General features: G+C 59.4%; 2 protein-coding genes. Both read right to left on the bottom strand.

Translation table 11 applies throughout. The features are described 5' to 3' along the window. A partial coding sequence (locus EOL86_15185; protein ID NCD26913.1) for a carboxynorspermidine decarboxylase occupies window positions 1-396 on the bottom strand: 396 nt, incomplete at its 3' end. Next, a partial coding sequence (locus EOL86_15180; protein NCD26912.1) for a saccharopine dehydrogenase family protein occupies window positions 396-1311 on the bottom strand: 916 nt, incomplete at its 5' end. The genes EOL86_15180 and EOL86_15185, both read right to left, overlap by 1 nt.

Raw genomic sequence — 1311 nt, 5'->3', positions numbered from 1 at the left:
ACGCCCGAGCCGCTTGGCTTCGCTTTCGACAAGCCCCCGAAACTTCTCCAACTGGAAAAATGAGTTAAAGACGATGTGGTCGGCCGTGGTGCACAAATCAAAAATATCGCCTTGGGCATAGCCGGCCGCGAAGGCATGCACCTCGCGCCCGAATTCTTCCCGTCCAAGCCGGGCCTCATGGGGAGAACTGGCACAAACCCCATCCAAAACCTCGCGCAAAATCGGAAAAACGCTCCACATGGCAAAGCCCTTGAGCGCCAACAGAATCTTGCAGCCCGTGCGCTCCTTGACCCCGGCCAAAACGTCCAGATTGCGGCGGATAAGACCCAGGTCGACCACGAAGCTCGGCGTGGCGACCTGGTGCGCGTCGAAGCGGTACGCGGTGCGCCCGTCCATCACAGATCCACCACCACCCAGGGCAGGCCGTGGAGGTTGAGCTTATCCATGAATGGATCGGGATCGAGCTGCTCCATGTTGAAGACGCCCGCGCCGCGCCATTTGCCGGTCAGCATCATCATGGCGCCGATCATGGCCGGCACGCCCGTGGTGTAGGAAATGGCCTGGGAGCCGACCTCGCGGTAGGCCTCTTCGTGGCTGCAGATGTTGTAGATGTAGGCCTTGCGCTCACGCCCATCCTTGATGCCTTTCATGACGCAGCCGATGCAGGTCCGGCCCTTGGTCAGCGGCCCCAGGGAACCGGGCTCGGGCAGCACGGCTTTCAAAAACTGCAGGGGCACGATCTTCTGGCCCTGATAGTCCACGGGCTCGATGGAGGTCATGCCAATTCCCTCCAGAACCTTCAAATGGTTGAGATAGTTCTGGGAAAAGGTCATCCAGAAACGCGCGCGCTTGAGGCCCCGGATGTTCCGGACCAGGGATTCGAGTTCCTCGTGGTACATGAGGTAGCAGTCCTTGGAACCGATACCCTCGGGGAAGTCGTAGCTCATGCGCCAGGACAGGGGATCGGTCTCGACCCATTCGCCCCGTTCCCAATAGCGACCGCGCTGGGTGATCTCGCGGATATTGATCTCGGGATTGAAATTGGTCGCAAAGGGCTGGCCGTGATCGCCCGCATTGCAGTCGATGATGTCCAGTTCATGGATTTCATCAAAAAGATGTTTTTGGGCGTAGGCGCAGTAGACGTTGGTCACGCCAGGATCGAAGCCCGAGCCCAAAAGCGCCATGAGGCCCTTGGCCTTGAAGCGATCCTGGTAGGCCCACTGCCATTTGTACTCGAACTTGGCCTCGTCCAGGGGCTCGTAATTGGCCGTGTCCAGATAATCCACGCCCGTTTCCAGGCAGGCGTCCATG

This window comes from Deltaproteobacteria bacterium (genome assembly GCA_009930495.1).
GTDB lineage: Bacteria > Desulfobacterota > Desulfovibrionia > Desulfovibrionales > Desulfomicrobiaceae > Desulfomicrobium.
Note: the sequence above shows the minus strand (reverse complement) of the source record. Positions and strands in the feature narration are given on the sequence as shown.